The following is a 24,934-nucleotide window of genomic DNA, read 5'->3' as shown; positions in this document are numbered from 1 at the left end:
ACGTAATTTAGATCGTGTTGTATAGCCAATGCTAAACGATCGCGGTTGAATTCGCGGGGATTTGCTTTATCCCTTTCGCCCGAACTTTTTGCATTATGAGGCTGCCGCCTCGGCACTAAGGAAAATGAGGAGCCAGCAATGAAAATTCTTGTCCCCGTGAAGCGGGTGGTCGATTACAACGTCAAGATCCGCGTGAAGCCGGATGGTTCGGGCGTTGAACTTGCCAACGTCAAGATGTCGATGAACCCCTTCGACGAGATCGCTGTCGAGGAAGCCCTTCGGCTGAAGGAAGCTGGCAAGGCCGAGGAAGTGGTCGTCGTCTCCATCGGGCCGGCCAAGGCAGAGGAAACGCTCCGCACCGCACTCGCGATGGGCGCCGACCGCGCCATCCTGATCGAAGCGGAAGGCGCCGTCGAGCCGCTGGCCGTCGCCAAGCTCCTGAAGTCCGTGGCTGACGAGGAGAAGCCCGAGCTCGTGATCCTTGGCAAACAGGCGATCGACGACGACGCCAACCAGACCGGCCAGATGCTGGGCGCACTTCTCGGGTGGGGCCAGGCGACGTTCGCCTCCAAGGTCGAACTCGGCGATGGCAAGGCGGAAGTCACCCGCGAGATCGATGGCGGCCTGCAGACCATTTCGGTCAAGCTGCCGGCCATCGTCACCACCGACCTTCGCCTCAACGAGCCGCGCTACGCTTCGCTTCCCAACATCATGAAGGCCAAGAAGAAGCCGCTCGACAAGAAGTCCGCAGCCGATTTCGGCGTCGACGTGTCGCCGCGGCTCGAAGTGCTGAAGACCGAGGAGCCGGAAGGCCGCAAGGCCGGCGTCAAGGTCGCCGATGTCGCCGAGCTCGTCGACAAGCTCAAGAACGAGGCCGGCGTCCTGTAAGGCGCCAAGGGTAGAAACAATCGGCAGCCGGATCGAGCGACACGCTCTCGGGATGCCGCCAAGGAGAACGAAGATGGCAATTCTCGTATTCGCCGAACACGACAACGAAACCCTGTCCGAGCAGACCGCCAAGGCCGTCGATGCGGCCGCCAAGATCGGCGGCGACGTCCACGTGCTGGTCGCCGGCAAGGGCGCCGGCTCCGCAGCTCAGGCCGCCGGCAAGCTCGACGGCGTGGCCAAGGTGCTCCACGCCGATGCTGACGACTATGCCCATGGACTGGCCGAGCCGGTCGCCGATCTGATCGTCAAGCTGGCGGACGGTTACGACGTGCTGCTCGCGCCGGCAACTTCCGCCGGCAAGAACGTCATGCCGCGCGTCGCAGCCCTGCTCGACGTCATGCAGATTTCCGACGTCATGGAAGTCGTTTCGGCCGACACCTTCAAGCGTCCGATCTATGCCGGAAACGCCATCCAGACGGTCAAGTCGAACGACGCCAAGAAGGTGATCACCGTTCGCACCTCGACCTTCTCGGCTGTCGGCAACGGCGGCTCGGCATCTGTCGAGACCATCGACGGCGCCGGCAATCCCGGTGTGTCGACATTCGTCAAGGAAGCCATCGCCGAGAGCGATCGTCCGGAACTGACGTCGGCCAGGGTCATCATCTCTGGCGGCCGCGCCCTCGGCTCGTCGGAAAAGTTCCAGGAAGTCATCCTTCCCGTGGCCGACAAGCTCGGCGCCGCAGTCGGCGCATCGCGTGCCGCGGTCGACGCCGGCTATGCCCCGAACGACTGGCAGGTGGGCCAGACCGGCAAGGTCGTCGCCCCGGAGCTCTACATTGCCTGCGGCATTTCCGGCGCCATCCAGCACCTCGCCGGGATGAAGGATTCGAAAGTCATCGTCGCCATCAACAAGGATGAGGATGCGCCGATCTTCCAGGTCGCAGACTATGGCCTTGTAGCTGATCTCTTCGAGGCTCTGCCGGAGTTTGAAAAGGCTCTCTGACGCACGAAGCGTTACAGATATAAACTTCTCGTGGCCGGGCTGGACGATTTCCTCCCGGCCATTTAATTTTCGTGCCGGGAGAGCGGGCCGAGGGTCCGCCGAAGGTGAAACGGAACGTCTCAATGAGTGTGCAGATCAAGAGCGTAGGGGTTATCGGTGCGGGTCAGATGGGCGGCGGCATCGCCCATGTCTGCGCCATGGCCGGATATGATGTGCACGTCCACGACGTCTCGCCGGACAGCCTGCAGACCATGCAGGCCAACATTTCCGGCAACCTCGCCCGTCAGGTATCTTCCGGCAAGGCGACCGACGCCGAACGCGATGCGGCCCTCTCGCGCATCCACCTGGCGACCGAAATGTCGGACCTCGCCGGCATGGACATGGTGATCGAGGCCGCAACCGAGGACGAGACGGTCAAGCGCAAGATCTACCAGCAGCTCTGCCCGATCCTCAATCCCGAAGCGATCCTGGCGACCAATACCTCGTCGCTGTCGATCACCCGGCTGGCGGCCGCTACCGACCGCGCCGAGCGCTTTATCGGCATCCACTTCATGAACCCTGTTCCGGTGATGAAGCTCGTCGAACTGGTGCGCGGCATCGCCACCGAAGAGGAAACCTTCAAGACCTCGCGCGATTTCATCGACAGTCTCGACAAGACGATCACCGTCGCCGAGGATTTTCCCGCCTTCATCGTCAACCGCATCCTGCTGCCGATGATCAACGAAGCGATCTACACGCTCTACGAGGGTGTGGGCAGCGTCGAGGCGATCGATACCGCCATGAAGCTCGGCGCCAACCACCCCATGGGCCCGCTGCAGCTCGCCGACTTCATCGGTCTCGACACCTGCCTGTCGATCATGCAGGTGCTCTATGACGGCCTGGCGGATTCGAAGTATCGCCCGTGCCCGCTTCTGGTGAAATATGTCGAGGCTGGCTGGCTGGGCCGCAAATCCGGTCGCGGCTTTTACGACTACCGCGGCGAGACCCCGGTCCCCACGCGCTAGCTCCGCCTCGGCCACTCACGCTCGGCGGGAGCTCAGGCTCCCTTCGCCTGCCTGATCACTTCCTCGATGAGCTTGGTGCCGTCGCCGCCTGCCCATTCGGCCGGACCGTTCATCACGCCGATGAGACAGCCTTGCGTATCGACGAGCATGGTGGCCGGCAGCCCGTAGGCCAGACCTTCGTTCTTCAGCTTGTTGAACACGCCCATCGTCTCGTCGTGATAGAGACCGAGATTGCTCACGCCGATCTCATCGAGAAAGGCCTTCGGCTTGTCGAGTTCACCGGTGTCGATATTGATCGGCAGCACCATGAACGTCTCGCTTCCGAGATTCCGCTGAAGCTCCGCCAGCGCCGGCATTTCCGCCCGGCACGGCGCGCACCATGTCGCCCAGAAATTGACCAGCAGCGCCTTGCCGGCGAAATCGTCGAGCTCGACATCGTGACCATCGGCGGCCTTGAAACGAAGAGCCGGCATGTCCCGCACCGGATCCTGGATGGCCATCGCCGCGATTTCGCCCTTCGCGAGCGGCTTCAGCGCGTCGGCTTCGTCCTGGGCGAGTTCGCAGCGGCTAACATCCTCGGACGTTTCGGTCTGGACCGTTTGCGTGGCTTCTCCATTGCCAGCAACCCTTCCCTTCCCGTATACCCACCACGCTCCGACAGCCGCTCCCAGCACCATCGCGATCGCGACGAGCACGGAAGTGGAAATCTGGCGGGACTTATTCGAACTCATATGCGACTCCGGGACGCTTCATGGCTGACGACACAAAAAACGAGACCTCCAACCAGATGTGGGGCGGACGCTTCGCTTCGGGCCCGGATGCGATCATGGAAGAGATCAACGCATCGATCGATTACGATCGCAAGCTCTTCCGGCAGGACATTCGCGGTTCGCTGGCCCATGCGGCTATGCTGGAGACTACAGGCATTCTGTCGTCGGAGGACTGTGACAAGATCACTCATGGCCTCACCCAGATAGGCGAAGAGATCGAAAAAGGCGAGTTTTCATTCTCGCGACGGCTCGAAGACATTCACATGAACATCGAGGCGCGGCTCTCCGATCTCATCGGTCCGGCCGCCGGTCGCCTGCACACCGCACGCTCGCGCAACGACCAGGTGGCCGTCGATTTCCGCCTCTGGACCAAGGAGGAACTCCAGCGCACCGAGAAGGCGCTGACCTCGCTGATCGAGGCCTTCCTCGACAAGGCGGAAAGACATGCCGACGACGTCATGCCCGGCTTCACCCATCTCCAGACCGCCCAGCCGGTGACCTTCGGGCATCACTGCATGGCCTATGTCGAGATGTTCGGCCGTGACCGCTCGCGCGTGCGCGACTGTATCGAGCGCATGGACGAGAGCCCGCTGGGCGCCGCCGCGCTTGCCGGAACCGGCTTTGCCATCGACCGGAAGAAGACGGCCGAAGCGCTCGGTTTCCGCGAACCGACCCGCAATTCGATCGATTCCGTTTCCGACCGCGATTTCGCCCTCGAATTCCTCTCGATCGCCTCGATCTGCGCCACGCACCTGTCGCGCCTCGCCGAAGAGATCGTGATCTGGTCGACGCCGCAGTTCAATTTCGTGCGCCTGTCGGATTCCTTCTCCACCGGCTCCTCGATCATGCCGCAGAAGAAGAACCCCGATGCCGCGGAACTGGTCCGCGCCAAGACCGGCCGCATCAACGGTGCGCTGATCGCGCTTCTTACCGTGATGAAGGGCTTGCCGCTCGCCTATTCCAAGGACATGCAGGAAGACAAGGAACAGGTCTTCGACGCCGCCGCGAGCCTCGAGCTTTCCATTGCCGCAATGACCGGCATGATCCGCGATCTGGCGGTCAACACTACCGCGATGAAGGCGGCCGCAGGCTCGGGCTTCTCGACAGCGACCGACCTTGCCGACTGGCTTGTCCGTGAAGCCGGCCTCCCCTTCCGCGAAGCCCACCACGTCACCGGGCGCGCCGTGGCGCTGGCCGAGGAAAAGGGCGTCGATCTCGGAAGCCTCTCGCTTGACGATCTCAAGGCCATCAACGAGGCGATCACCGAGGCCGTCTATGACGTGCTGACGGTGGATGCCTCCGTGGCCAGCCGGAAGAGCTACGGCGGCACGGCGCCGGAGCGGGTGCGCGAGCAGATCGGCATCTGGCGCAAGCGCCTCTGAACCACATGGCGGGTTTTCAGGGTGCGTTCATTCTCAAAACCCGCTATGGACAAACGAACTTTTGGCCCAACTCAGGCACCGGGAATAACAGGATGATGATGCGCACGCTGGCAACCACCGTTCTCTTCATACTGCTGGCATCGCTGACACTGACCGCTTGCGGTCGCAAGGGCGACCCGATCCGTCCGAGCCTCGCCAAGGCCGAAGCCGCCCAGCGGGCCGGCGTCAAGGATACGACCGACCAGGACATCGAGGTCGAGGACCGTCGCTTCGTCCTCGACCCGCTGCTGGACTGATCCCGTTCTCTCAAAGGTTTTAAGACCGTGAATCATTTCGAATATCGCGATGGCATCCTTCACGCAGAAGAGGTTGCGTTACCCGCGATCGCCGAAGACGTCGGCACCCCGTTTTATTGCTATTCGACTGCGACGCTGACCCGTCACTACAAGGTATTCGCCGGCGCGTTCGCCGACATGGATGCTCTGGTCTGCTACGCGATGAAGGCCAACTCGAACCAGGCGGTGCTGAAGACGCTCGCCAAACTCGGTTCGGGCGCCGATGTCGTTTCCGAAGGCGAAATGCGCCGCGCGCTCGCAGCCGGAATTCCCGCCGAGAAGATCATGTTCTCCGGCGTCGGCAAGACGACACGCGAAATCGACGCCGCGCTTGAAGCCGGCATCTTCTGTTTCAACGTCGAATCCGAGCCGGAACTCGAGGTCTTGAACACACGCGCGCTGGCGCTGGGCAAGATCGCCCACGTCTCCTTCCGCATCAATCCGAATGTGGATGCCAAGACGCACGCCAAGATCTCGACAGGCAAGAAGGAAGACAAGTTCGGCATCGCCTTCGACCGCGCGCATCACGCCTATCGCCGCGCCGCTGAGCTGGAGGGAATCAAGGTCACCGGCATCGATATGCATATCGGCAGCCAGATCACCGCGCTCGATCCGTTCGACGATGCGCTGACCGTCATGGTCCAGCTGATCGGCGAATTGCGCGCCGAAGGCCACGAGATCAGCCATATCGATGTCGGCGGCGGCCTGGGCGTCCCCTATCGCGATGATTCGGATCTGCCGCCGGACCCTTCGGCCTATGCGACGATCATCAAGCGGCATCTGGGCAATATCGGCGCCAAGGTGATCTTCGAACCGGGCCGCCTGATCGTCGCCAATGCCGGCATCCTCGTCTCCGAGGTCGTCTATGTGAAGGACGGCGGCGAGAAGACCTTCGTCATCGTCGATGCGGCGATGAACGATCTCATCCGCCCGACGCTCTACGAAGCCTGGCACGAGATCCGCCCGGTGGCGCTTCAGGCCGCCAGCGCGCCCTGGATGCGCGCCGATATCGTCGGTCCGGTCTGCGAAAGCGGCGACTATCTGGCACGTGATCGCGAAGTTCCCAAGCTCAAGGCCGGCGACCTCGTGGCGGTCGGCTCCGCCGGCGCCTACGGCGCGGTTCAGGCGAGCACCTACAATTCGCGGCCGCTCGTTCCCGAAGTTCTCGTTTCCGGCGACAAGTATCACGTAATCCGCCGCCGCCCGACGATCGAGGACCTGATCGCCCTCGATTCGGTTCCCGACTGGGCCTGATCCCCTGTCGCCCACACAGCTGACGGGAGCGGATGAAATGCTGTTTCAGCCGCTCACTTTTTCGTCACAGGCCTCGCCAAGACCACAAAGGGTGCTATCCTTCCCCGAAGCAACGGGAGATACGGATGCCCGCACCGCGTCGTAGCGGACAGTCCCAGACCAATACCAGGCTCGGCCGGGCGATCGCCCGCGCCCGCTGGCGCATGCGCGCAGTCGCCGGCGCCGAGCAGCTGCTTTACCGCGCGGCCCCTCTCGCCGGCATCCTCGCGCTGTTCTTCATATTGTCCTGGTTCGGCATTTTCCGCGCAGTCCCGGACTGGGCGCGGATCGCGATGCTCGCGATCCTCGGCTTCGGCGCACTGCTCTCGATATGGCCGCTCACGCGTATCGCGCGAACCGATCCACGCGGCATCGACCGGCGGATCGAGCAGAAGAACCGCATCACGCACCAGGCGATCGGCGCCCAGGACGATCGCCTCGGCAATGACGACCCATTCGCCCGCGCGCTCTGGGCCGAGCATCAACGACGCCTGGCAAGCCAGATCGACGCACTCTCGACGGGCACGCCACGCTCGCAGCTCCCCGACCGCGATCCTTTCGGCCTGCGGGTGGCGATAGGGCTCCTGCTCGTCACCGCCTTCGGCTATTCCTTCTCCGGCACATCGGGACGGGTGAGCGATGCATTCACCCGGCACGACGACATCACCGCCGCCGACATCCGCGTCGATGCGTGGATTTCTCCCCCCGGTTACATCAGCGCCGCACCCGTTTTCCTGACCGGGCAGGTCAATCGCGGCGATGCGCCCGTTCATGCCGTTGAGGGCAGCGAGATCACCGTCCGCGTCGGCTCTGCTCCCGACAAGGCGACCATCACCTATGCCGGAGCCGACGGCGCGCGAACTCCGATCGAGCCTACGGCACCGGGAACTGCGACAGGGGACACGACCTCGCCGGCCCATTCCACGGTCTTCACCTACAAGCCGCGCGCCGACGGGACATTGAGCGTCGAGACATCAAGTGGCCGGATGGACTTTCCGATCACCATCACGCCCGATGAACCGCCGGTACTGTCCTTCATTGACGAACCCCGCCGGGCCGCAAATGGCGCGCTGGAACTGGCCTATTCGATCACCGACGACCACGGTGTTGTCGGTGCCAGGGCGGAAATCGTTCCGCTCGAAGCACAGGGCCCGAACGCGGTGCCGCTTTATGATCCGCCCGAATACAAGCTTACCCTGCCCCGACGCGGCGCCAGGGATGGCGAAGCCACCGCAAGCCAGGACCTTACCGAGCATCCGCTTGCCGGCCAGAAGGTAGCGATCACCCTGATCGGGACCGATGGCGCGGGACAGGAAGGCCGTTCGGAAACGATCGAGACCGTCCTGCCCGCCCGCCGGTTCAACGAGCCTCTGGCAGCGGCAATCATCGAGCATCGCGGTCTTCTGGCCCTTGACGCCCACAACCTGCCGCGCATCTTCGACCTCCAGGACGCGCTGACGCTGGCGCCTGAGGAAACCATCCCGAACCTGACCCACTTCCTCCTCTTCCAGTCGGTGCGCGGACGTCTCGACAATGCCCGCAGCGAGACCGACCTGCGTGAGGCGATCGACTACATGTGGGGCGTGGCCCTGCAGATCGAGGACGGCAATCTGTCGCTCGCCGCCCGCAAGCTGCGCGACGCCCAGCAGGCGCTCGCCGATGCGCTTGAAAACGGAGCCTCGGACGAGGAAATCGCCCGGCTGATGGACGAACTGCGTGAAGCCATGCAGGACTATCTGAGCGAACTGGCCCGTCAGGCGCCCAACCAGCAGGCCCAGCAGAACCAGATGTCGCAGAACATGCTGCGCCAGCGCGATCTCGACAACATGCTCGACCAGATCGAGAACCTCGCCCGTTCAGGGGCCCGCGATCAGGCCCAGGAACTGCTCTCCCAGCTCCAGCAGATGATGAACAACCTGCAGGCCGGTCGTCAGCAGCAGCAACAGCAGCAGCAGGGCGGACCGATGCGCGAGCAGATGGACAAGCTCGGCGAACTGATGCGCCAGCAACAGCAGCTGATGAACGAGACCTTCAATCTCGACCAGCAGCAGCAGGGGCGCCCGGGCCGCCCGCCGCAGGACGGCCAACAGCAGCAGGGCCAGCAACAACAGGGCCAGAACCAGCAGGGCCAGAACCAGGACGGCGAGCAACAGCCCGGACAGGGCGACCAGCCCTCGATGGAGGAACTGCTCCAGCAGCTTCAGGAACAACAGCAGGCGTTGCGCGACCAGCTCGAACAGATGCAGAAGGAGCTCGAAGGGCTGGGCATGCAGCCCTCGGAGGGCTTCGGCGAGGCAGGCGAGGCCATGGGAGACGCCGAGGGCAATCTCGGCGGCGGCCAGACCGGGGATGCCCTCGGCGACCAGGGCCGAGCGCTCCAGGCGCTGCGCGAGGGCGCCCAGGACATGATGAACCAGATGATGCAGGCCATGGGCCAGCAACAGCCCGGCAGCGGCCAGCAGCCCGGCCCCTACGGCCAGGGCAATTCAGGCCCGGACGATCGCGATCCGCTGGGCAGGCCACGCGCCTCCAACGGCCCCGATTTCGGCAACCGCGTGAAGGTGCCCGACGAGATCGACATCCAGCGGGCCCGCGAGATTCTCGACGCCATCCGCAAGCGTCTCGGCGACCGGTTGAGCCCGGAGATCGAGAAACAGTATCTCGAGCGCCTGCTCGACCTTCAGTAAGTCAAGTCTTCCGCAAAGTGATGGAGCGGCGTTCAGTCCGCGTCGCCGGTCACCACACCGACAAAGGGCAGTTCGCGGAACGCATAAGCCACATCCATGCCATAGCCGACCACGAAGTAATCCGGGCACTCGAAACCGACATAATCGGCGTTCAGCTCGCCTTCGCGGCGCGAGTGCTTGTCGAGAAGCACGGCGATATCGACGCTCTTGGCGCCACGTTCCAGCATCAGGTCGCGTGCGAAGCGCAGCGTGCGGCCGCTTTCCAGTATGTCGTCGATCAGGAGAACGTCACGGCCTTCGACCTGGCTGTCGATGTCCTTGATGATCTTCACGCCCTGGCTGGTCGTGCCCTTGCCGTAGCTCGACAGGGTGATGAACTCGACTTCCGGCGCCAGTCCCGCATGGTGGATTGCGCGGATCAGATCGGCGGCAAAGATGAACGACCCCTTCAGCACCGAGATGACCAGGAGGTCCTTCTTCGGCTGGGCTGCGATCTGCTTGGCCAGCTCCCGATTGCGCTCGGCAATCTGCTCGGGCGAGAACAGCGTCTCGATCTTCTTTCCGCGTACGACCTGCATGTTACTCCCCGAGGCTCGTTGAAGCCCGGAAATCTAATGATTGTTTTGTGTTATTGAAACCCGCAACTCTATCCACGCTTGTGGGTAAAGGGCGAAATCACCGGCCCGCGCGGATCATGAGGATCGAACCGGCGCGTTCGATCCGGGCCGGGCGCGGCGCGTCCACGACACCCGTCCTGGCGGGTTGCCCCCGCCTTACATTGCCTGCCTCGCCGGACATGCGTCGCTCGTCGCCGAACGCCTGCCCCTGCGGAATGATGGCGCCGGCTGCGGCATTGCCGGAAACGGAAGCCGTCGTGACCGGATCGGTATGCCTGGCGGAAGCGATCAACCGGTGCCCGCCGGACATCCAGAAGACCAGCGCAGCGACGAAGACGACCCCGCCGAGGAAAGCCGGGCCCGCCGTTCGACTGCGGGCCGACGCTGTCTCCGCGATGACTGCATCCCCCTGGCCGAAGAGATCCAGACGCTGGCGCTCGGCCGCGAATTCCTCGTTGTCCGCAGCGCTGAAGACGGGCTTGCGCAATTCCGGCGTGACATGGGGAATGTGAAGGCCTTCCGGCGCGCCATAGCCGTCGCAAGGGATCACCGTCTCGAATTCGGCATCCTCGAACTCGACCGGACGCAGACGCAGGTCCCGGCCGGGCCGGGCAGGCCTGGGCGCAAGAAGCTCGAAATCGTGATTGCGGTCGTCGCTCATCGGCATCCAGGTCCTTCGCTATGGCACCCCACACCTCGCCACCTGTTACCCAGACGTAAATGAAGATGGTTAACGGAACGCGAACGCGCAAAAATCCGCCTCTTTCCATCGCGAGTTTTACCTCGCGCTGCCCATGCGCTAAGACGATTCGGCAAAGCACAGGGACGGACGGAACACCGTGATTCACTTTGAAAATGTCGGCTTGCGCTACGGGATGGGTCCCGAGGTCTTGCGCGACCTGACATTCGACATCCCCAAGGAGTCCTTTCAGTTCCTGACTGGCCCGTCAGGCGCGGGCAAGACCACACTCATGCGGCTTCTGTTCATGTCGCTTCAGCCGACGCGTGGACTGGTGCGCACCTTCGGACGCGACATTTCCACCATCGGCCGTGAGGAATTGCCGCTCTTGCGCCGCCGCATCGGCATTGTCTTCCAGGATTTCCGGCTCCTCGATCACCTCACCACCTACGAGAACGTCGCCCTTCCCCTGCGCGTACGCGGCAAGGACGAAACGAGCTATCGCTCCGACGTCATCGAACTTCTGAAATGGGTCGGCCTCGGCGAGCGGGTCAATGTGCTGCCGCCGGTTCTCTCGGGCGGCGAAAAGCAGCGCGTGGCCATCGCCCGCGCGTTGATTGACCGGCCGGAACTGCTGCTCGCCGACGAACCCACCGGCAATGTCGATCCGCCCATGGCGCGGCGCATTCTCTCGCTGCTGGTCCAGCTCAACAAGCTCGGCACGGCCGTGGTTATCGCCACGCACGATCTGACGCTGATGGATCGCTTCGAGGCGCGCCGCATGATCCTCGCCGACGGAAGGCTGGAGATCATATGATCGACGCACCGCGCGCATCGGACACCCCGCCGCCCGATCAGTCCCGTTCCCGCAAAAGGGAGGCGGCGCTCAGGCCCACCGCTCCCATCGTGCCTCCGTCCAACGTCTCCGGCCGCGCGCTGATCATCGTCATTGCCATCATGGCCTTCCTCTCCTGCCTCACGGCGGGTGCGGTCACCATGGTGCGCTCCACCGCCAGCGCATGGCAAAGCGAGATCTCGCGCGAGCTTACGGTTCAGCTCAAGCCGGTTGAAGGTCTGGAGATGGACGCGGCGCTCGAGGAGATCCGTACCGCGGCACTTTCGGTCCCGGGCATAACCGCGGCCTCGATCATCGACCGTGCGGCGACGGAACGGCTGCTCTCCCCCTGGCTCGGCGATGATTTCGATATCGATGCCCTTCCGGTGCCGCGCCTTGTCATCCTGACGATCAACGAGGAAAGCCCGCCGGACTACGATTCCCTGAGAACCGCCATTTCGAACGCGGTTCCGCAGGCCGCTCTCGATGATCATCGCGCTTGGACAGACCGCCTGGTCGCCATGGCGCGCACCATGAGTCTTCTGGGTCTCGGCATTCTCGGCCTTATCCTGGCGGCCACGGCCATGACGGTGATATTCGCCACCCGCGGCGCCATGGCCGGCAACCGGCACATTATCGAAGTTCTGCATTTCGTCGGTGCGGAGACCGGCTTCATCGCCCGCCAGTTCCAGAAGCGTTTCCTGCTGATCGGCCTGAAGGGCGCCGGTATCGGCGGCGCGGCGGCCAGCTTCGTTTTCCTCTCGCTGGCGGCCTGGCAGGCGCTCACGCGGGCAACCCCGCTCAACGATCAGGCAACCGCCCTGTTCGGGCGCTTTCTCCTGCCCTGGAGCGGTTATTTCTGGATCGCCATCGTCATCATCGTGATCGCCGGCATGACAACCCTGACATCCCGCCTCACCGTGATCCGTTCCGTGCGCGAAATCGACCACGCCCGCGCCAACCCTGCAATGGTCGAGGTTGATTGACAGCCAACATGCGAAAGCGGACAGTGCGGCGCCCGCCGCAATACTGGAATGTATCGAGAATGAGGTCTTGCCCGAATTCAGCCTACAATTGGTCAGCTACTCGCCAGATTTCCGGGTTATTCATGGAACATGAATGTCGAGACTTTGCGGCAGGCCACCATGGCGCGGCCTAGCCCGAGCAGGTGGAAACGTCTGCGTCGCGTCGGCCACCACGGCCTTCGCGCGGTGACCGTGCTCGGCATTATCGCAGTCGCCGTCATCGCAATCGGCTTCTTTCGCTTCACCGACATGGTCGGCGATCTCGAGACGCCCCGTGACAGCGAGCGCTACGACGCAATCGTGGCACTTACCGGAGGTTATCAGCGCATCGACCGCGCACTCGAACTGCTCGAGAGCGGTTCGGGAAAAAGGCTTCTGATTTCCGGCGTCAACCCGCAGACCTCCGGCGACGCCATCAAGCGCGCCACCGGCGCCAACGAGAAGCTGTTCGCCTGCTGCGTCGATATCGGCTACCAGGCGATCGACACGATCGGCAACGCCAACGAGGCCTCCAACTGGATCCGCAAGAACGGCTTCCACAAGGTGCTGATCGTCACCAACAACTACCATATCCCGCGCAGCCTGATGGAACTCGAAGCCGTCAGCCCCGATGTGGAGTTCACCGGTTATCCCGTCGCCCATACCGATCTTCGCGACGAAACCTGGCTCGCCGATCCCACGGCAATCCGCACGCTGCTGACCGAATATTTCAAATATGCGCTGGCTCGCGCCCGCTCCTATGTCGGCACCAAGACGTCCGACGGCCTGCGCACCGGCGCGCCCGAGCCGGTTCCGGCCGCAACGGCAACCTCCGCCGCCGTCTACTAGTCCCGAACCCGGCTTTCATCCCGCCTTCCATTGACCCATCTTGCCGCAAGGCTGTATTCGGTGAGCAATGATGCGGGGCGCAATTCTGCCGCCGGAACACAAGGAACCTCACCGGCGATGACTGTGCTTCGTTCGATACTGCTCAATATCGCGTTCTACACGAACCTGATCGTCAGGATGATCGTGTTCAGCCCGGCCTTTTTCCTCGCCAAGCGCAAGAATGCCTGGAAGGTTCCCAAGGACTGGGCAAGCTCTTCGAGCTGGCTGATGGACAAGATTGCCGGCGCCACCTTCGAGATCGAGGGACTGGAGAACCTGCCGGAAGGCGGCTTCATCTTCGCGCCGAAGCACCAGTCCTTCTGGGACACGTTCATGCTCCTGCCCTATCTCGATGATGCGGTGTTCATCCTCAAGCGCGAACTCACCTGGATCCCGCTCTTCGGCCAGTATGTGAACAAGATGCGGATGATCCCGGTCAACCGTGCGGCGCGCGGCAAGGCGATGACCCAGGTGCTCGACCGCACCATGCGCGAGATGGAGAAGGGCCGCCAGCTGATCATCTATCCGGAAGGCACCCGCCGCCCGCCCGGCGCCGAGCCTGTCTACCGCTACGGCATCGCGCGGCTCTACCGCGACCTGCAGGTCCCTGTCGTGCCCTGCGTCATGCATCCCGGCCTGTTCTGGCCACGCCGCAAGTTCCTGCGCTTCCCCGGCCACTTCAAGGTGCGCATCCTGGAGCCCATACAGCCCGGGATGGATCCGGACGCCTTCTTTGCCCACCTGACCGAAACGATGGAGCGCGAGAGCGACAAGCTTCTTCTGGAAACGGTGCGCGCCAATCCGCATATTCCGCTCCCCGAGGTCACGGCCAGGCGGATTGCCGAACTCGAAGCCGCAGACAAGGCCGATCCGGCTCGGACATCCGGTTCTAGTCGAGCTTCCTGACCACGTCCTCGAGCCCGTGATCGCGGATACCCAGCCCCTTCAGATGGGCGACCGTATTGACCACGTAGTCGACATTGGGTCCGGATACTCCGTGGGCGTGGCGCACGATATCCGCCGCTTCGCCCGCCGGAATGCGTCCGGCATATTGTTCGTGCCCGCGGTCGACGACATAGGTAAGCGCCTGCGTCGTCTCGCCATGGTCGAAGCGGATCGGACGCATGGTTTCGAGATAGACGTGGGTCACCAGCTCTCGCTCTCTCAGATAGGCGATGGTTTCCTCGCGATGAGCCCCGGGGACGAGAAACGCCATGCCGAGGCAGGAGCCGCCACGATCGAGACCGAGCACCAGGCCCGGCTTTTCCGGTGTCCCGCGGTGGACATGGGAGACGACACACAGCGAACGGTGAAAGCCCGACAGACGCGCCTTGAGCGCGCGCTCATAGACAAACCCCGGCCGCCACATCAGCGAGCCGTAGCCGAACACCCACAAATCCGCCATATCCTCAGTCAAACTCGTATCCTGCGATTTCCGCTCACGCATTCCTGCCCCCAACCGAGCCGGGAGACCTCCTAGCATGTCAGACGACCGCCAGAAACCCGCCACTGGAAAGCCAACGCCCGAGGGCAAAGGCACAAGCCGGCAAAGCCGCAGGATCCTGTGGCTCGGCCTGGCCGTGGTTCTTGCCTGCGCACTCTACACGGTGGGCTGGTACGTCTTCGCCGGACAGATCGAGAAACGCCTGCCCGCCCTTTTCGCGCTGACGGAGCGCCAGGGCGCGCGCACCGAATGCGCCAATGCCAATGTCAGGGGCTATCCGTTCCGCATCGGCATTTTCTGTGACAAGACGTCGGTCGATTTTGCCCGCGACAACATGAAGCTCAAGGCCGGCGCACTGCGCTCGGCGGCCCAGGTCTACAATCCCTGGCATGTCGTCAGCGAACTCGATGGCCCGGCCTCCCTGACCGGCGACAACGGACTGTCGGCCCGCGCCGACTGGCAGCTCCTCCACGCCAGCACCATTTTCGCCGGCGACGGCGTGGACCGCGCCTCCTTGGAGGGCAAGGGCGCGACGCTCGCGCTCGAAAGCGCTGACCTTCCCGTCACGATCAGCGGCGAATCGAGCCGTTTTGCCGCCCATGTCCGCCGCAATGCCGGCGACCTCGACATTGCGGTGGAGACGGACGACTTTTCCTCTCCGCTGACGCTGGACACGCGACACTTCTCGCTGGCGGCGACCGTTCTGGGCGCCGCGGATTTCCTCAAGGAAGGCGCCCGCCCCGACATGCGCGGCAAGACGGTCCGGCTTCACGATCTTTCGTCGGAATTTGCGGCCGGCGGAACCGTCTCGCTGTCTGGCGATCTCGCCTTCGGCGCCGACGGACTTGCCAATGGCGATCTGAAAATCCGGCTCGGCGACTATCAGGCGGTGGCCGCCCGCATCGGCGAGGTCCAGCCAGATCTCGCCCGGCAGATCACCCAGTTTGCGCCGATCCTGCTGGCTCTCGATATCGAGCCCGATGACGGACCCGACACGGTGACGCTGCCGCTCACCATCCGCAACGGCAATGCCGCGGTGGGGCTTCTGCCGCTCGGGCGGATACCGCCGGTTCCGCCCGTCCGCTGATCAGTCCTTCTTCGGCACGCGGCCGAAGTCGGGGGCTGCCGTGTCCTGACCGGCCTCGATGATCGAGCGGCGGACATGACGAGTATGGGTGAAGAGATCGAACAGCTTGTCGCCGTCACCCCAGCGGATCGCCCGCTGCAGCGATGCGAGATCCTCCGAGAAGCGCGAGAGCATTTCGAGGATCGCATCGCGATTATGCAGGCAGACGTCGCGCCACATGGTGGGATCCGATGCCGCCAGGCGGGTGAAGTCGCGGAAACCGGAAGCGGAATACTTGATGATCTCGGATTCGGTGACCGTTTCCATATCGTCCGCGGTGCCGACGATATTGTAGGCGATGATGTGCGGCAGGTGCGAGACGATGGCGAGCACCTTGTCGTGGTGCTCCTTGTCCATCAGTTCGACATGCGAGCCGCAGGCTTCCCAGAAGGCCTTGAGCTTGTCGATCGCCCCCTCGTCCGTACCCGGCAGCGGCGTGAAGATGCACCACTTGTTCTCGAACAGTTCGGCGAAACCGGCTGCCGGTCCTGAATGTTCGGTACCGGCGAGAGGGTGCCCCGGAATGAAGTGCACGCCTTCCGGCACATACGGTTCCATCTGCGCGATGACCGAAGCCTTGGTGGAGCCCACATCGGTAAGGGTCGCGCCCGGCTTCAGGCTGCCCGCGATCTCCTTGGCCACCGCCCCCGACGCGCCGACCGGCACCGAGACGATGACGAGATCCGCATTCTCGACCGCTTCCGCGCCGGACGTCGTATAGATGTCGCCGAGATCGAGCTCGCGGGCGGCGGCGAGCGTGTCGGCACTGCGCGTCGCAATGGAAATCTCCCTCGCCAGGCCCTTCTGCCGGATCGCCCGGGCCAGAGAGGAGCCGATCAGCCCGATGCCGATCAGCGCGACTTTTTCGTAGATGAACCCGGACATTTAACCCGCCATGAATTCCTTGAGGGCCGCAATGGCGGCGAGGTTGGCTTCCTCGTTGCCGATGGTCATCCGGAGCGCATTGGGCAGGCCATAGCCGGCCACGCGACGCATCACCACACCGCGCGCGGTAAGGAACTCGTCTGCCGCTCCCGCATCCTTGCCCTCCGGGAAGTGCATGAGCACGAAATTGCCGACCGAGGGCGTCACCGTGAGGCCAATCGCTTCGAGTTCCTGTGTCAGGCGCGGCAGCCAGGTCTCGTTATGTGCAACCGAAGCTTCCACATGCGCCTTGTCGCCGATCGCAGCGACACCGGCGGAAAGCGCGATGGCGTTGACATTGAAGGGCCCGCGAATGCGGTTGACCGCATCGACCACGTGGGCGGGCGCATACATCCAGCCGATCCGCAGACCCGCGAGCCCGTGGATTTTCGAGAACGTCCGGACCATGACGACATTGTCGGTCTCGCCGACGAGTTCGACGCCCGCCTCGTAATCATTGCGGCGGACATATTCGGCATAGGCCGCGTCGATCACCAGAAGCGTCGACTTCGGCAGCCCGGCCTGCAGCCGCCTCACTTCCGAGAACGGCACGTAGGTGCCTGTCGGATTGTTCGGATTGGCGAGGAAAACGATCTTCGTCTTCTCGTTCACCGCCTCGAGGATCTTGTCGACATTCGCCGTCAGGTCGACCTCGTCGGCGACAACGGGCGTGGCGCCGGAGGCCAGGATCTGGATCCTGTAGACGAGGAAACCATGCTCGGTGAAGACCGCCTCGTCGCCCGGTTCGAGATAGGTCTGGCACAGCAGGCCAAGAATCTCGTCCGAACCGTTCGAGCACAGGATATTGTCCGGGTTGAGGCCATGTGCGCGACCGATCGCCTGGCGCAGCTGATAAGCCGAACCATCAGGATAATAATGCGGCTCCCGCGCGGCTTCGGCGATCGCGGCCGCAACGGCCGGACTTGGCCCCAGCGGCGTCTCGTTGGAGGAGAGCTTGTAGACGCGGCTCGCGCCCGGGGCCTTGCCGCGTCCCGGTACATATGCCGCGATATCCATGATGCCGCCATGCGGGGCGGGCCTGTCGTGACTGGTCATGATTTACTGGTTCCCGGATGAGGATGACGGCGGAATATCCTCTTGGACGGGGCTTGTCGAGTGTAACGGCGGCGCGGCGCGTCAACCCGGTCAGCGTGAAACCCGTGAGCGGAGGGCCCGCGTGGGCTGCGGCGAGAGCACGGGCACGAAGACCCGGCGCGAGGAGCGCGCGGCAACCGGCAGCCCCTGATAGAGCCGCTTTTGCGCCTCAACTGCGATGACGCCCGAAAACACGGGCCAGAGACGCCGGCCCATACGTTCGAAACCCATGCGGATGTTGCGCATGACCGGCATGGTGCTCGGGGGGAAGAACAGGGCTTCGGAAATCGCCCCCGGAGTGAAGTTCGTCTCCCTCAGGAGCCGCGTCATCTGACCGCGCGAATAAGGCCGGCCCGCCCCGAAGGGCGTGTGCTCGAAACGCGCCCAGACCCCGCGGCGATTGGGAGCGACAATGACGAGCCGCCCGCCCGGTGCCAGAATGCGCCAGACTTCCTTGAGGCTTTCGCGCGGGTCTTCGGCAAATTCCAGGGAATGCACCATCAGCACCCGGTCGATGGAGGCGTCCGGCAGTGGCAGTTCCTCCTCGAAGACGAGGACCGTGGAGGAGGGTTTGCCGATAGGCCAGTTCACCGCCCCCTGCCCGGCCGGCATGAAGGCGAAGACCCGCTCTGCGTCGGGCCCGAAACGGTCGAGATAGGGCACCGTATAGCCGAGCCCCACCAGCCGCTCGCCCGGCAGGTTGGCCCAGAGCGAACTCAGCGCCATGGAGATCGCATGAGAGGCCTGCATCCCAAGCTTCGAATGGTAGAACTCGCGGAGGTCGACGATATCCGTATGCATGGGCTCAAAACTAGTTCGTGTGACCGACCGCGGCAAGTATCCCCATTGTACACCGACAGGGTGACGGCGGAACGCTTGGCGGCTAAACTCGTTGCGCATTCAAGGGAAAGGTTCTCGGTTCGAGGACCGTCATTCGGGAGGGAGCATCCGTGAAGACGCTGTTGATCGAGCAGTTCACCTGCAGGCAGGACAATTTCGGCGTTCTGATCCATGACCCGATGACCGGCGACACCGCCGCAATCGATGCCCCGGATGCCGCCGTGATCGATGCACAGCTCACCCATTCCGATTGGAAGCTGACCCATCTGCTGATCACTCACCATCATCCGGATCACGTCGAGGGCATACCCGCGCTCAAGGAAAAATACGGCGCGACGGTCATCGGCCCCGAACCGGAGGCATCGAAGATCGCCGGGCTCGACGAGACATATGGTGACGGCGATCACTTCACCTTCGCCGGCCGCCGCGTCGATGTGATCCACACGCCCGGCCACACGCTCGGCCATATCTGCTATCACATCCCCGATGAGAAACTGCTTTTCGCCGCCGACACGCTGTTTGCGCTCGGCTGCGGGCGGCTCTTCGAAGGCACGCCGAAAGACATGTGGACGTCGCTGCAGAAACTCATGCGCCTGCCTGACGACACCACCATCTATTGCGGCCACGAATACACGCTCGCCAATGCCCGCTTCGCCATGAGCGTCGATCCCGACAATGCGGCGCTCGCCGAGCGCCTGGAACGCGTCGCCGAGATGCGGGAAAAGCATATTCCGACGCTGCCTACCGCCATGGGCTACGAAAAGCGCACCAACCCCTTCCTTCGCCCCGACGATGCCAGGATCCGCGCCCATCTCGGCATGGAGACCGCAAGCGACGAGGAGGTTTTCGCCGAACTCCGCCGCCGCAAGGACAGTTTCTGAAATGCGGTTCGATGCCGGCCTCACGCCGGAGGCGATCATCGCGACGCTCGGCATGAGCCCGCATCCCGAAGGTGGGCACTATGTCGAGACATTTCGCGACACGTCGGGTGGCGGTCGCGGAGCCTCGACGGCGATCTATTATCTGCTGAAAGCCGGAGAGCGCTCCCACTGGCACAGGGTGACGGATGCAAGCGAAGTCTGGCACTGGCATGCGGGCGGGTCGCTGAAACTCTCGCTGGCAGCACCGGGCGGACCGGCCGAATCGCATGTTCTCGGCATCGAGCTTGCGAAAGGACAGCGCCCGCAGATCGTCGTTCCCGCCAATTGCTGGCAATCGGCCGAACCGATGGACACCTGGACGCTGGTCGGCTGCACCGTGGCACCCGGCTTCGCATTCTCGAGCTTCGAGATGGCGCCGCCCGGCTGGACGCCGCCCAGCGGCTGAAATTCAGGTCATGAAACCGCAGAGGATCAGTGCCTGACCGGCAAAATAGAGGATCCAGACCGCCGGCGCAGACACGTTCGCCAACCGATGGTCGTCGGCCATCACGAATTTTTCCGCACCGAGAATGGCGTCCGACGCCATGAAGAGCAAGGCGCCCAGAAGAACCGTCCCTCCGATCGTCGCCGCACCGAAGCCCATGACCGCGATGGCCAATACGTAGATCGCCACCGGGACTGCGAGTTGCCCCGCCCTGCGCACCAGAAAACTGCCATAGACGAGCGAGAAGACGGCGATGGCCGAAAGCACCGGCGCCGAGGCCGCGGCCCAGCCTCCGCCATGGGCAAGGAAGATCACCGCATAGGCGATATGCGCCAGGAGAAAACTGCAGAGGCCGGCAAGGAACGACATCTCGCCTTCCTGCGCCAGGCAGGCATCGCCAAGCGCGGAAAGCGCCAGCGCGGCGACCAGCAGCCACGGCGCGTCGGTGGCGAGTGCGATGACCGCGAAGATCGACAGCGGCAGCGTCTTGATCACGGTACGGAAAACGGATGGTGCCCTGCGCGCATAGGGCAGATAGACCGCTGCCGGGATGGCGGCGGCATATGCCATGGTTTCGATCAGCAGCGTCACGCCGGTTTCCTCCCCTTCCGACCGGTCCGCGCAATCAGGTTCTTGGCTGCGAGCGCCGCCCCGCCGGTGATCAGAAGGCAGGCGACGAGGATTGCCGGCGTCGCCTTTCCGAAGCCGAAGGCGATCAGGATCAGGGTCGACAAGAGCGGCGCCGCATAGCTCGATGCGCCCAGCACCTGGATGTCGCCATGCTTAACGCCGTGATCCCAGGCGTAAAATGCCGCGCCTACCGGCCCGAGGCCGAGCCCGAGCACGGCGAGCCATTGCACCGCCCCGTCCGGCCAGACGGTGGTTTCCAGCGCCAGATGAGCAAGCAGCGAAAGCACGGCCGTCGCGGCGCAGAAGCCGGTGACGACGTCGGTGGGAACCGAGCCGTAGCGGCGCGAGAGCAGCGAATAGCCCGACCATGTGAAGGCGCAGAGGATGGCGGCGATGTAGCCGATCGGATTGCCGCCGCCCTCGATGGCCGCCTCACCGCGGCTTGTCAGGATCAGGACCGTGCCGGCAAGCCCCATCACCGCGCCGGCCACATGATGCCAGCCGAGACGCTCGCCCGGCAGCAAGGCGGAGCCCACGACGATCAGCAGCGGCCACAGATAGGCGATCAGCCCGGCTTCGACCGCCGGGGCGTTCCTCAGTGCCGTGAAGTAGAGAAAGTGGTAGCCGAACAGGCCGACGATACCGAGCGACCAGACGGGAAATGGCTGGCGCAGCGATTTCAGCCGAGACGGATCGCGCAGGATCGCGATCACCCCGAGCGATGCACCGACGGCAAAGCACATCGCGTTCATCTGGAAGGGCGGCACCTCGCCCGAGGCCGCGGTGAACAGCGCCAGAAGCGCCCACATGAGAATGGCCGAAAACCCGATGAGCGTCGAAAGCATGAAATAACCGCCGGTCCCGGGGACACATCAAGTCCCCATCTGTTGAAACACGGCTTGTTCTAATCCGCCTTGGCGCGCGACGAAAGCTCGGTGTCGGCAGAACCTCTAGCTGCCGAAGCGCGAGGCGGAGACGACGACGCGGCCGACCTTGGTCGGGATCTTCGCATAGACCGGCGCCATGTAGCCGTCTTCCGGATGCGGCGCGAACCAGACCTCGATGCCCTTGAGCTTGCGCACATAGTCGATCGAGGAATTGTCCTTGCGATAGCCGCTCTTCGGCACGAACCGCACCGAGCAGGCAAGCGCCTCGCCCGAGAACCCGTCGGTCGAGAACTGCCGCTTGCCGATCGGCGAGAGCTTGAGATCGAAGCGCGATTCTCCGTCGAAGACGCCCACCGTCTGCGGACAGGGCTTTTCGCCTTTCGGGAAAACGAGGCTCGCCAGCGGATCGACCACCGATCGCTTGTGAGAGGCCGGGACATGAATCCAGTTTTTCGGCAGGTTCTTCTTCGGCTCGATCGTGGCCGAACGCACATTGCCGTTGCGCGCGGTATAGGCCGCGCGCGCGTTCTTCCTGCCGGTCGAATACTTCACCTCGAAGGAATCGGCACGGAACTGGTCGCGGGTGATCCGCCCTTTCGACGTGATCGTGCCGCGCGTGGGCTCGAGTATCTCGGCAATGAACGATGTCTTGAGCGAGCCGGAGATCGTGTAATTGCTTCCGTCGACCCTGGTCCGGAAAGACAGGCTCGCGATCGGCAAACCCAGAAGCGAGACCGAATAATCGGTCCGGTCGGCCTTGCTCTCCGCAAAAGCCGCAGGTTGCGAAAACGTGACGAGCCCTGCCGAAACCAGCATGGCCATCGAAAGAAGACGATAGTTTTTCACCGACCTTGCGCTCCCGTGCTCGTGTGCCATAGAGGCCACTCGCACCCGATTGCGGCTTTTCCACGCCGCACACCCTGAAAAATAGGGCCCCGCGGAGTCAAATCGAGGTCGCCTTATGGCTTGACGGCAGCAAGTGTGTTGACTATAGACACCCGACTTTCCGATAAAGGCCTGAAGTCATGCGGGCGCGCTTGCAATGCGCAGCCGATGGTCAAGGCGTAAAGAAAACAATAGGTGCGATATGTCCCGTAGCTGCGAATTGACCGGCAAGGCCGTGCTGACCGGAAACAATGTCAGCCACGCCAACAACAAGTCCCGTCGCCGGTTCCTCCCGAACCTGTGCAACGTCACGCTGATTTCCGATGCCCTCGGCCAGAGCTTCCGCCTGCGGGTTTCCGCGGCTGCCCTGCGCACCGTGGAGCACCGCGGTGGACTTGACGCTTTCCTCGCCAAGTCGAAGGAAAACGAACTGTCCATGCGTGCACGCCTGCTCAAGCGTCAGATTTCCAAGAAGCTGGCTGAACAGGCTGCTGCCTGAAGCTGAGCGCTTCTGACGACTTCAAGCGGGCCTGACGGCCCGCTTTTTCTTTTCAAGCCGTGGCCCCGGTTTCCGGGTCCGCATCATCCGCAACTGGTGGCATCACCCAGGATAAAAAAAATGCCCAGCAAAACCGCATCCGTATTCCCCTTCATCCTTGCCATGGCCCTTGTCGTCGTGGCGTCCAACGTTCTCGTCCAGTTCCCCGTCGAGGGGCAGGTCGGGCCACTGTCGCTTGCCGACATCCTGACCTGGGGCGCGTTCACCTATCCCTTCGCCTTCCTCGTCACCGACCTCGCAAACCGGCGTTTCGGGCCGGCCTTCGCACGCAAGGTGGTCTTTGCGGGCTTCGTCGTGGCCGTGGTCTGCTCGCTTGTCATTCCGCCGTGGCTTTACAGCATGGGCATCGGCTTCGAGAGCGAACCCGGCCGCCTCGCCCGCATTGCAACAGCCTCCGGCTCCGCCTTCCTGTTTGCCCAGCTCCTCGATGTGACCATCTTCAACCGCCTCCGCCGCCAGAGCTGGTGGCGCGCGCCGGTGGTTTCCTCGCTGCTCGGCTCGGTCATCGACACGGTGATATTCTTCTCGATCGCCTTTGCCGCCCTCTTCGCCTTTGCAGGCCCTGGCGACGGCTTCGCCTCCGAAGCAGCACCGCTTCTCGGCACATTCGGCCTCGAAGTCCCGCGCTGGATTTCCTGGGCTGTCGGCGACCTGTCGGTCAAGCTCCTGATCGCGATCCTCGCGCTGATCCCCTACCGGCTGATCATGGCGCGCTTCGCAGGCTCGGCCGCACAGCCTGCCTGAGGCGAGCCAGGGTCAGCCCCGCAATCATTTCCATTCGGGAAAGACGCATTGCGCAAGCCCTTCCCTCCCCCTCGAGGGGAGGGAACAGCCTCGGTTCCGCAACATCTATTCGACGAGCCGGAATTCCAGCATGAGATTGCGCTGGAGTATGGAGTGGTTGTCGTCCGAAACCAGCGTCAGCCGCACCTTGCCGTCGGCATCGGTCGAGACGGCCAGACCTTCCATATTATCGATCTGGTAGCCGAAATCGGCGTCAAGCAGGACCTCACCATCGACGGTCGCGCCCGGAATTATGCTCTCGCCCGCGATACGGCGGATACGCATGCCCACGCCGCCTGCGATGGAGAAGCGCCTTTCGAGCAGAATGAGATCGCCGTCGGGAAGGAAATCCCCGTCGGTCGCATCATAGGGCGGATCGCGCTTGACGAAGAAGATGCCCTTCTTCGGCCCGTCGAGAACGGCCGCCAGCATGTTGCCGTCGGCGTTCAGCGATCGCTCGGAAACCGTGACGGCCGCGCCCTCGAGCGGTGTGCCGGACGGCGCGACCGCGACCGTTTCCAGTCCGCGATTGCCGCGCAGTTCGCTTGCCGGGATGAGGATGGGAATACTTCCGACCGGAGCAGTCTCGCCCGGAGATTTCGCCGGATAGAGATCGATGCGGTGATCGCGCTCGAAGCTCACCAGTATCCGGTCGCCGCGGATCGCCAGCCCTTCGGCATCGATCATCCACTTGGCCTTCGCCACATCGCCGTCGCGGGAAAACATCGGCTGAACGGAGAAATCGCTGATGCGTTGCGGGCGCCCGTCCGCGTCCCGCTCGATGCGACCGGCAAACCAGAAGCCGGTATCCATCACACCCAGAAAGCTCGAACCGTCCGCCCCCATCGCGATCGAGGACATCGCCCCGAGCGCATCTGTCGAAGCGGACAATTCCAGCCCGCCCATGAATTCGAGCGGTCCGAAACGGGTCTCGTCCGAGCCGACCTTGAAGGTTTCGATGACGCGGGATTTCACCGGAAAGCGGAGCGGTTCCGCCTGCGCGGCGCTCAT

27 protein-coding genes are annotated in these 24,934 nt (G+C 63.5%); 16 read left to right on the top strand and 11 right to left on the bottom strand.

Annotated features, from left to right (window positions below):
- Positions 1 to 138 precede the first annotated feature (138 nt).
- The 3 genes from E2A64_RS13925 (at position 139) to E2A64_RS13915 (ending at position 2,895) form a co-directional block, all read left to right on the top strand.
- Positions 139 to 888 carry an electron transfer flavoprotein subunit beta/FixA family protein gene (locus tag E2A64_RS13925; RefSeq protein ID WP_133285122.1) on the top strand — a complete coding sequence of 250 codons (750 nt, stop codon included), beginning with the start codon at positions 139 to 141 and terminating at the stop codon, positions 886 to 888.
- A 73-nt stretch (positions 889 to 961) separates the two neighbouring features.
- Entirely contained in the window at positions 962 to 1,891 is a 930-nt protein-coding gene (locus E2A64_RS13920) for an electron transfer flavoprotein subunit alpha/FixB family protein (RefSeq protein WP_133285121.1), read from the top strand.
- A gap of 128 nt (positions 1,892 to 2,019) precedes the next feature.
- The gene (locus tag E2A64_RS13915) at positions 2,020 to 2,895 is read left to right on the top strand and encodes a 3-hydroxybutyryl-CoA dehydrogenase (protein WP_174235808.1); all 876 of its coding nucleotides are present in this window, start codon (positions 2,020 to 2,022) and stop codon (positions 2,893 to 2,895) included.
- Between the two features lie 32 nt (positions 2,896 to 2,927).
- Here the strand turns inward: E2A64_RS13915 and tlpA are convergent, their stop codons facing one another.
- Positions 2,928 to 3,626 (bottom strand): thiol:disulfide interchange protein TlpA, encoded by a 699-nt coding sequence (gene tlpA / locus E2A64_RS13910; protein WP_133285119.1) that lies wholly within the window; start codon positions 3,624 to 3,626, stop codon positions 2,928 to 2,930.
- 20 nt (positions 3,627 to 3,646) lie between these two features.
- Between tlpA and argH the strand changes: the two genes are divergently transcribed.
- The 4 genes from argH to E2A64_RS13890 all read left to right on the top strand — a co-directional run bounded on the left by argH (position 3,647) and on the right by E2A64_RS13890 (position 9,362).
- Positions 3,647 to 5,047, top strand: a complete 1,401-nt coding sequence (argH, locus tag E2A64_RS13905) for an argininosuccinate lyase (RefSeq protein ID WP_133285118.1) — start codon at positions 3,647 to 3,649, stop codon at positions 5,045 to 5,047.
- Between the two features lie 92 nt (positions 5,048 to 5,139).
- Complete coding sequence (gene lptM, locus E2A64_RS13900) at positions 5,140 to 5,343, top strand: LPS translocon maturation chaperone LptM (RefSeq protein ID WP_133285117.1); 204 nt, start codon at positions 5,140 to 5,142, stop codon at positions 5,341 to 5,343.
- A 27-nt stretch (positions 5,344 to 5,370) separates the two neighbouring features.
- On the top strand, positions 5,371 to 6,636 hold the full coding sequence (gene lysA, locus E2A64_RS13895; RefSeq protein WP_133285116.1) for a diaminopimelate decarboxylase: 1,266 nt from the start codon (positions 5,371 to 5,373) through the stop codon (positions 6,634 to 6,636).
- Between the two features lie 125 nt (positions 6,637 to 6,761).
- On the top strand, positions 6,762 to 9,362 hold the full coding sequence (locus tag E2A64_RS13890; RefSeq protein ID WP_133285115.1) for a TIGR02302 family protein: 2,601 nt from the start codon (positions 6,762 to 6,764) through the stop codon (positions 9,360 to 9,362).
- A gap of 32 nt (positions 9,363 to 9,394) precedes the next feature.
- Here E2A64_RS13890 and hpt read toward each other — a convergent pair whose 3' ends face one another.
- Both hpt and E2A64_RS13880 read right to left on the bottom strand, forming a co-directional pair.
- Entirely contained in the window at positions 9,395 to 9,940 is a 546-nt protein-coding gene (gene hpt, locus E2A64_RS13885; RefSeq protein WP_133285114.1) for a hypoxanthine phosphoribosyltransferase, read from the bottom strand.
- A gap of 97 nt (positions 9,941 to 10,037) precedes the next feature.
- Entirely contained in the window at positions 10,038 to 10,640 is a 603-nt protein-coding gene (locus E2A64_RS13880; protein WP_133285113.1) for a hypothetical protein, read from the bottom strand.
- 178 nt (positions 10,641 to 10,818) lie between these two features.
- Between E2A64_RS13880 and ftsE the strand changes: the two genes are divergently transcribed.
- The 4 genes from ftsE (at position 10,819) to E2A64_RS13860 (ending at position 14,291) form a co-directional block, all read left to right on the top strand.
- On the top strand, positions 10,819 to 11,475 hold the full coding sequence (gene ftsE / locus E2A64_RS13875; RefSeq protein ID WP_133285112.1) for a cell division ATP-binding protein FtsE: 657 nt from the start codon (positions 10,819 to 10,821) through the stop codon (positions 11,473 to 11,475).
- Positions 11,472 to 12,479 (top strand): cell division protein FtsX, encoded by a 1,008-nt coding sequence (locus E2A64_RS13870; RefSeq protein WP_133285111.1) that lies wholly within the window; start codon positions 11,472 to 11,474, stop codon positions 12,477 to 12,479. Before ftsE ends, E2A64_RS13870 begins: the two co-directional genes overlap by 4 nt.
- A gap of 159 nt (positions 12,480 to 12,638) precedes the next feature.
- Positions 12,639 to 13,346 carry a YdcF family protein gene (locus tag E2A64_RS13865; protein ID WP_244598300.1) on the top strand — a complete coding sequence of 236 codons (708 nt, stop codon included), beginning with the start codon at positions 12,639 to 12,641 and terminating at the stop codon, positions 13,344 to 13,346.
- 117 nt (positions 13,347 to 13,463) lie between these two features.
- On the top strand, positions 13,464 to 14,291 hold the full coding sequence (locus tag E2A64_RS13860) for a lysophospholipid acyltransferase family protein (protein ID WP_133285110.1): 828 nt from the start codon (positions 13,464 to 13,466) through the stop codon (positions 14,289 to 14,291).
- On the opposite strand, the gene E2A64_RS13855 is transcribed toward E2A64_RS13860, so the two are convergent.
- Positions 14,275 to 14,790, bottom strand: coding sequence for a gamma-glutamylcyclotransferase (locus tag E2A64_RS13855; RefSeq protein WP_133285507.1), 516 nt, complete (start codon positions 14,788 to 14,790; stop codon positions 14,275 to 14,277). The two genes, E2A64_RS13860 and E2A64_RS13855, sit on opposite strands and share 17 nt — an antisense overlap.
- Before the next feature lie 76 nt (positions 14,791 to 14,866).
- Between E2A64_RS13855 and E2A64_RS13850 the strand changes: the two genes are divergently transcribed.
- Complete coding sequence (locus tag E2A64_RS13850; protein WP_133285109.1) at positions 14,867 to 15,916, top strand: DUF2125 domain-containing protein; 1,050 nt, start codon at positions 14,867 to 14,869, stop codon at positions 15,914 to 15,916.
- On the opposite strand, the gene E2A64_RS13845 is transcribed toward E2A64_RS13850, so the two are convergent.
- From E2A64_RS13845 to E2A64_RS13835, 3 genes are all read right to left on the bottom strand, one after another.
- Positions 15,917 to 16,840, bottom strand: a complete 924-nt coding sequence (locus E2A64_RS13845; RefSeq protein ID WP_174235804.1) for a prephenate/arogenate dehydrogenase family protein — start codon at positions 16,838 to 16,840, stop codon at positions 15,917 to 15,919.
- Positions 16,841 to 17,935 (bottom strand): histidinol-phosphate transaminase, encoded by a 1,095-nt coding sequence (gene hisC, locus E2A64_RS13840; RefSeq protein WP_133285108.1) that lies wholly within the window; start codon positions 17,933 to 17,935, stop codon positions 16,841 to 16,843. It abuts the gene before it with no gap.
- Between the two features lie 90 nt (positions 17,936 to 18,025).
- Positions 18,026 to 18,775, bottom strand: a complete 750-nt coding sequence (locus E2A64_RS13835; protein WP_133285107.1) for a class I SAM-dependent methyltransferase — start codon at positions 18,773 to 18,775, stop codon at positions 18,026 to 18,028.
- A gap of 149 nt (positions 18,776 to 18,924) precedes the next feature.
- On the opposite strand from E2A64_RS13835, the gene gloB reads away from it, so the two are divergent.
- Positions 18,925 to 19,695 carry a hydroxyacylglutathione hydrolase gene (gloB, locus tag E2A64_RS13830; RefSeq protein WP_133285106.1) on the top strand — a complete coding sequence of 257 codons (771 nt, stop codon included), beginning with the start codon at positions 18,925 to 18,927 and terminating at the stop codon, positions 19,693 to 19,695.
- A gap of 1 nt (position 19,696) precedes the next feature.
- Positions 19,697 to 20,140: a cupin domain-containing protein gene (locus E2A64_RS13825; RefSeq protein WP_133285105.1), complete on the top strand. Its 444-nt coding sequence runs from the start codon at positions 19,697 to 19,699 to the stop codon at positions 20,138 to 20,140.
- A gap of 3 nt (positions 20,141 to 20,143) precedes the next feature.
- On the opposite strand, the gene E2A64_RS13820 is transcribed toward E2A64_RS13825, so the two are convergent.
- From E2A64_RS13820 to E2A64_RS13810, 3 genes are all read right to left on the bottom strand, one after another.
- Positions 20,144 to 20,770, bottom strand: a complete 627-nt coding sequence (locus tag E2A64_RS13820) for a lysoplasmalogenase family protein (protein ID WP_133285104.1) — start codon at positions 20,768 to 20,770, stop codon at positions 20,144 to 20,146.
- Complete coding sequence (gene yddG / locus E2A64_RS13815) at positions 20,767 to 21,654, bottom strand: aromatic amino acid exporter YddG (protein ID WP_133285103.1); 888 nt, start codon at positions 21,652 to 21,654, stop codon at positions 20,767 to 20,769. The genes E2A64_RS13820 and yddG overlap by 4 nt, the downstream gene beginning before the upstream one ends.
- 105 nt (positions 21,655 to 21,759) lie before the next feature.
- Positions 21,760 to 22,542, bottom strand: coding sequence for a DUF3108 domain-containing protein (locus E2A64_RS13810; RefSeq protein WP_158285765.1), 783 nt, complete (start codon positions 22,540 to 22,542; stop codon positions 21,760 to 21,762).
- 241 nt (positions 22,543 to 22,783) lie between these two features.
- Here E2A64_RS13810 and rpmB point away from each other — a divergent pair, with 241 nt between their 5' ends.
- Both rpmB and E2A64_RS13800 read left to right on the top strand, forming a co-directional pair.
- The gene (gene rpmB / locus E2A64_RS13805; protein WP_133285101.1) at positions 22,784 to 23,080 is read left to right on the top strand and encodes a 50S ribosomal protein L28; all 297 of its coding nucleotides are present in this window, start codon (positions 22,784 to 22,786) and stop codon (positions 23,078 to 23,080) included.
- Between the two features lie 120 nt (positions 23,081 to 23,200).
- A complete protein-coding gene (locus E2A64_RS13800) occupies positions 23,201 to 23,884 on the top strand; it encodes a queuosine precursor transporter (RefSeq protein ID WP_244598299.1) in 684 nt (227 codons plus the stop codon).
- Between the two features lie 105 nt (positions 23,885 to 23,989).
- On the opposite strand, the gene E2A64_RS13795 is transcribed toward E2A64_RS13800, so the two are convergent.
- The gene (locus E2A64_RS13795) at positions 23,990 to 24,934 is read right to left on the bottom strand and encodes an esterase-like activity of phytase family protein (protein WP_133285100.1); all 945 of its coding nucleotides are present in this window, start codon (positions 24,932 to 24,934) and stop codon (positions 23,990 to 23,992) included.

It is taken from the genome of Pseudohoeflea suaedae (genome assembly GCF_004354915.1).
Classification (GTDB): domain Bacteria; phylum Pseudomonadota; class Alphaproteobacteria; order Rhizobiales; family Rhizobiaceae; genus Pseudohoeflea; species Pseudohoeflea suaedae.
Note: the sequence above shows the minus strand (reverse complement) of the source record. Positions and strands in the feature narration are given on the sequence as shown.

Excerpts from the sequence above, each read along its gene's own strand:
- E2A64_RS13925 (WP_133285122.1), top strand. The coding sequence starts at position 139 with ATGAAAATTCTTGTCCCCGTGAAGCGGGTGGTCGATTACAACGTCAAG.
- E2A64_RS13860 (WP_133285110.1), top strand. The coding sequence starts at position 13,464 with ATGACTGTGCTTCGTTCGATACTGCTCAATATCGCGTTCTACACGAAC.
- E2A64_RS13870 (WP_133285111.1), top strand. The coding sequence starts at position 11,472 with ATGATCGACGCACCGCGCGCATCGGACACCCCGCCGCCCGATCAGTCC.
- E2A64_RS13845 (WP_174235804.1), bottom strand. The coding sequence starts at position 16,840 with ATGTCCGGGTTCATCTACGAAAAAGTCGCGCTGATCGGCATCGGGCTG.
- E2A64_RS13920 (WP_133285121.1), top strand. The coding sequence starts at position 962 with ATGGCAATTCTCGTATTCGCCGAACACGACAACGAAACCCTGTCCGAG.
- lptM (WP_133285117.1), top strand. The coding sequence starts at position 5,140 with ATGATGATGCGCACGCTGGCAACCACCGTTCTCTTCATACTGCTGGCA.
- hpt (WP_133285114.1), bottom strand. The coding sequence starts at position 9,940 with ATGCAGGTCGTACGCGGAAAGAAGATCGAGACGCTGTTCTCGCCCGAG.
- rpmB (WP_133285101.1), top strand. The coding sequence starts at position 22,784 with ATGTCCCGTAGCTGCGAATTGACCGGCAAGGCCGTGCTGACCGGAAAC.
- E2A64_RS13880 (WP_133285113.1), bottom strand. The coding sequence starts at position 10,640 with ATGAGCGACGACCGCAATCACGATTTCGAGCTTCTTGCGCCCAGGCCT.
- E2A64_RS13850 (WP_133285109.1), top strand. The coding sequence starts at position 14,867 with ATGTCAGACGACCGCCAGAAACCCGCCACTGGAAAGCCAACGCCCGAG.
- E2A64_RS13865 (WP_244598300.1), top strand. The coding sequence starts at position 12,639 with ATGGCGCGGCCTAGCCCGAGCAGGTGGAAACGTCTGCGTCGCGTCGGC.
- E2A64_RS13795 (WP_133285100.1), bottom strand. The coding sequence starts at position 24,934 with ATGAGCGCCGCGCAGGCGGAACCGCTCCGCTTTCCGGTGAAATCCCGC.
- tlpA (WP_133285119.1), bottom strand. The coding sequence starts at position 3,626 with ATGAGTTCGAATAAGTCCCGCCAGATTTCCACTTCCGTGCTCGTCGCG.
- E2A64_RS13855 (WP_133285507.1), bottom strand. The coding sequence starts at position 14,790 with ATGGCGGATTTGTGGGTGTTCGGCTACGGCTCGCTGATGTGGCGGCCG.
- E2A64_RS13890 (WP_133285115.1), top strand. The coding sequence starts at position 6,762 with ATGCCCGCACCGCGTCGTAGCGGACAGTCCCAGACCAATACCAGGCTC.
- E2A64_RS13800 (WP_244598299.1), top strand. The coding sequence starts at position 23,201 with ATGCCCAGCAAAACCGCATCCGTATTCCCCTTCATCCTTGCCATGGCC.
- E2A64_RS13825 (WP_133285105.1), top strand. The coding sequence starts at position 19,697 with ATGCGGTTCGATGCCGGCCTCACGCCGGAGGCGATCATCGCGACGCTC.
- argH (WP_133285118.1), top strand. The coding sequence starts at position 3,647 with ATGGCTGACGACACAAAAAACGAGACCTCCAACCAGATGTGGGGCGGA.
- hisC (WP_133285108.1), bottom strand. The coding sequence starts at position 17,935 with ATGACCAGTCACGACAGGCCCGCCCCGCATGGCGGCATCATGGATATC.
- E2A64_RS13835 (WP_133285107.1), bottom strand. The coding sequence starts at position 18,775 with ATGCATACGGATATCGTCGACCTCCGCGAGTTCTACCATTCGAAGCTT.
- yddG (WP_133285103.1), bottom strand. The coding sequence starts at position 21,654 with ATGCTTTCGACGCTCATCGGGTTTTCGGCCATTCTCATGTGGGCGCTT.